We start from the raw sequence: 4,121 nt of genomic DNA, 5'->3' as shown, positions 1-4,121 counted from the left end.
GAAGGCCGGGATCTCGCCGGTGCGTCCGATTGCGACGACGAGATCCCGGCCTTCGCCGGGATGACGATTCAAGTTAGGCGTGCGGCCTGATGGCGCGCGCTGTGAGGAGAATAAAATGACCCTGCGCGCCGCCGTGCAAATGGACCCGATGGACAAAATCAACATCGGGGGCGACAGCAGCTTCCACCTGATGCTGAAGGCGCTCGAACGCGGCTACGCCCTCTATCACTACGACGTTCGCGGGCTGACGTGGGAGGCCGGGCGGCTGACGACGAAGGCGCACCGCGTCCTCGACGTGAAGCGCGAGGCGGGCGATCATTACCGCTTTGGCGACGAAATCACGCTCGACCTCGGCCGCGATGTCGATGTCGTGCTGATGCGGCAGGATCCGCCCTTCGACCTTGGTTACCTCACCGGCACCTGGCTGCTCGAACGCATCCGCCACGAAACGCTCGTGGTCAACGACCCCGTCTCGGTGCGCAACGCGCCCGAAAAGGTCTTCGTGCTCGATTATGCCGAATATATGCCGCCGACGATGGTCACGCGCGACCTCGACGCGGTAAAGGATTTTCAGGCGCGCCACGGCGCCGTCGTCATCAAGCCGCTGCACGGCAATGGCGGCAAGGCGGTGTTCAAGATCGACGCCGACGGCAGCAACTTGGGCGCGCTCGTCGAGCTGTTCGGACAGGTGTGGCCCGAACCCTTCATGGTCCAGCAATTCCTGCCCAGCGTTGCCCAGGGCGACAAGCGCATCGTGCTGATCGACGGCGAGGTTGCGGGCGCGATCAACCGCAAACCCGGCGAGGGCGAGTTCCGCTCGAACCTTGCGGTCGGCGGTTATGCGGAAGCGGCCGAGCTCACCCCGCGCGAACAGGAAATCTGCGCCGCGCTCGGTCCGGCGCTCAGGGACCGCGGGCTGGTCTTCGTCGGCATCGATGTGATCGGCGGCGAATGGCTGACCGAAATCAACGTCACCTCGCCGACCGGCATCGTCGCGATCGACCGCTTCAACGACAGCGATACCGCCGGCATGATCTGGGACGCGATCGTCCGGCGGATCGGTTGACGCCGTCCGCGCGTTATCCCGCGTCATGACCGATTTCATCCTGAACCTGACCCAGAGCTGGGGCTATATGGGGATTTTCATCCTGATGTTCCTCGAAAATGTGTTTCCGCCAATCCCGTCCGAAGTCATCATGGGGCTTGGCGGCATTGGCGTCGCCAAGGGCCATTTCGATTTCTGGACGCTGGTCGCCGTAGCCGTCGCCGGGACGACTGCGGGCAATTGGGTGTGGTACGGCATCGGACGCTGGATCGGTTATCAGCGGCTCAAACCCTTCATCGATCGCCACGGCCGCTGGCTGACCCTCGATTGGGGCGAGGTGGAAAAGCTGCACAACTGGTTCCTGAAATATGGCCCCGGCATCGTGTTCGTCGCGCGTTTCATGCCCGTCGCGCGGACGATGGTGTCGCTGCCCGCGGGCATGGTGAAGATGAACCAGGCCAAATTTCTGGCTTGGACCGCGGCGGGATCGACGATCTGGATCAGCGCGCTGGCCGGGGCGGGCAATTGGTTCGGCCGCCAGTTCGCCAATCTGGATGCGTTCGTCGGCCCGGTGGCGCTGGTTGCGATCGGGTCGCTGGTGTTGCTGTATTTGTACCGGGTGATGACGTGGCGGCCGAAGACGCGCTTGGACCAATAATCCCCTCTCCCCTTGCGGGAGAGGGATGCGTAGACTTGGCAGCTTGCTGCCTAGTCGAAGCTGGGTGAGGGGTTGCGGTCGCAAACCGACCGCGCGAGCCCTTGGCTCGCAACTCATCATCCAAGTCCGCCTAATCGCTCCGCGATAAGGCTCCCTATCCTTCTCCCGCAAGGGGAGAAGGGAAATTTGCTGATTAAGCCCGCGGGTGCGCGGCGCGATAAATATCGAGCAGGTGCGCGGCGTCGACCGCGGTATAAACCTGCGTCGACGCCAGGCTCGCATGGCCGAGCAACTCCTGCAAACTGCGCAAATCAGCCCCGCCCGCCAGCAGATGCGTCGCGAAACTGTGCCGCAGCGCATGCGGCGTCGTACGTTCGGACAGCCCGAGCGCACGGCGTGCCGTCCGCACGCTGGCGCGCACGACCCCGGGCGCTAGCGGCGCGCCGCGCGCGCCGAGGAACAGCGCGCCGTCCTTCGCGATCGGAAAGGGACAGACATCGACATAGCGCTTCACGGCCGTGGCGACGGCGGGCAGGATCGGCACGACGCGCGTCTTGTTCCTTTTGCCGGTGACGCGCAGCGTCTCGCCGAGCGGCAGCGCTGCACCGGTCAACCCCAAGGCCTCGCCAATACGCAGCCCCGCGCCATAGAGCAGCAACAACAGCGCAAAATCGCGCGCGCCGGTCCACCCCTGCCGGGCATTATCCTCGACATCCTGCGCGAGCGCGAGCGCCTCGGCGGGCGACACCGGGCGTGGCAGTCCCTTCTTCACCCGCGGGCCGCGCAGCGGCGGCACACTGGCGCCCGAGCCGCCGACGAAGCGCAGGAAGCCACGCAATGCGGAAAGCTCGCGCGCCGCCGAGGCATTGCCCAGCCCCTCGGCGCGGCGGTCGGCGAGATAAGCGCGCAGGTCGTTGGGGGTTAGTTTCGCCAGCATCGCGCCATCGACGGCGCCGCCGCGGTGTTGCGACAGGAAAGCGCAGAACCGTTCGGCAGTCGCAATGTACGCGCGGCGCGTATGCTCCGACCGGCGCTTTTCATGCGCCAGATGGGCATCCCAGTCGCGGATCAGATCTTGCGGCAAAACTGTCTCTCTCGATCCGTTCGTGTCGAGCGAAGTCGAGACACGTTGGCTCCACCCCGCATGTCCCTCGACTTCGCTCGGGACGAACGGTGCGGAAAGACTAGTGCGTTTTGACCACCTCGGAAAGGATCGAGTCGAGCAGCAATATCCCGTCATCGGTCACCGCCAGCCCATCGCCCGCTGCGCGCATCAACCCCTGCCCCACCAGCCGCGCCACCGCATCCGCATCGACAAACGCATCGCGCCCCAGCCCGCTCCGCGCCTCGATGCGCGCCAGATCGACGCCTTCGGTCAGCCGCAGCCCCATCAGCATCGCCTCGGTCGCGCGCTCGTGTGCGGGCAAGTCGCTTTCGACCTTGAGGCCATGGCCGTTGCGTCCCACCGCCGCGATGAAATTCTCGGGCTTCTTGTGGCGCTCGGTCGCCTGACCCAGTCGCCGCCCATGCGCGCCCGGCCCGACCCCGGCGTAATCGGCGTAGCGCCAGTAAGCGAGGTTGTGGCGGCTCTCCTGCCCGACCCGTGCATGGTTCGACACCTCGTAGCGCGGCAGGCCCGCCGCGCGCGTCATCGCCTGCGTCGCATCGAACAGGTCCGCGGCGGCATCGCCGTCGGGGATGGTGAGATCGCCCTTCGCCGCCAGCGTCGCAAAGCGTGTGCCCGGTTCGATGGTGAGCTGATAGAGCGACAGATGCCCGGTCCCGAAGCCGAGCGCACCCAACAGCTCTGCCTCCCACGCCGCCAGCGTCTGTCCCGGCCGCGCATAGATCAGGTCGAAGCTCACCCGGTCGAACCAGCTTTGCGCCGCCGCAATCGCCCGCCGCGCCTCGTCGCCGCTGTGCGCTCGACCCAAGAAATCAAGAACTTGTGCGTCGAAGCTCTGAACGCCGATCGACACGCGGTTGACCCCGGCGGCGGCCAGATCGGCGAAGGCGGCGACTTCGACCGAATTGGGGTTCGCTTCGAGCGTGATCTCGCAATCTTCGGTCAGCCCCCATAGCGCCGCGGCCTCGGCGATCACCGCCGCGACCGTCGCAGGCGGCATCAGGCTGGGCGTCCCGCCCCCGAAAAAGATCGACCCAACGGTTCGATCCGGCAGCAACGCCGCCTCATGGCGCAGATCGGCGAGCAGCGCGTCGCGCCACACCGCCTGATCGACGCTGTCGCGGACATGGCTGTTGAAGTCGCAATAGGGGCATTTCGACACGCAAAACGGCCAATGGACATACAGGGCGAGCGGTTCGTCGCCCCCCTCCCGCTTGCGGGAGGGGCTGGGGGAGGGCATCTCTGGTCGGTACGTGGTGGCCACAAGCCCTCCCCCAACCCCTCCCGCAAGC

4 protein-coding genes are annotated in these 4,121 nt (G+C 66.1%); 2 read left to right on the top strand and 2 right to left on the bottom strand.

All coding sequences use genetic code 11. The features are described 5' to 3' along the window. The first annotated feature begins 115 nt into the window (after positions 1 to 115). The gene (gene gshB / locus IR187_RS16615; RefSeq protein WP_194955683.1) at positions 116 to 1,066 is read left to right on the top strand and encodes a glutathione synthase; all 951 of its coding nucleotides are present in this window, start codon (positions 116 to 118) and stop codon (positions 1,064 to 1,066) included. A 25-nt stretch (positions 1,067 to 1,091) separates the two neighbouring features. After that, complete coding sequence (locus IR187_RS16610; RefSeq protein WP_194955682.1) at positions 1,092 to 1,703, top strand: DedA family protein; 612 nt, start codon at positions 1,092 to 1,094, stop codon at positions 1,701 to 1,703. 193 nt (positions 1,704 to 1,896) lie between these two features. Here IR187_RS16610 and IR187_RS16605 read toward each other — a convergent pair whose 3' ends face one another. Further along, entirely contained in the window at positions 1,897 to 2,787 is an 891-nt protein-coding gene (locus IR187_RS16605) for a tyrosine recombinase XerC (protein ID WP_194955681.1), read from the bottom strand. Between the two features lie 100 nt (positions 2,788 to 2,887). Beyond that, entirely contained in the window at positions 2,888 to 4,069 is a 1,182-nt protein-coding gene (hemW, locus tag IR187_RS16600; RefSeq protein WP_194955680.1) for a radical SAM family heme chaperone HemW, read from the bottom strand. Positions 4,070 to 4,121 lie beyond the last annotated feature (52 nt).

Source organism: Sphingopyxis solisilvae (assembly GCF_015475875.1).
GTDB lineage: Bacteria > Pseudomonadota > Alphaproteobacteria > Sphingomonadales > Sphingomonadaceae > Sphingopyxis > Sphingopyxis solisilvae.
Note: the sequence above shows the minus strand (reverse complement) of the source record. Positions and strands in the feature narration are given on the sequence as shown.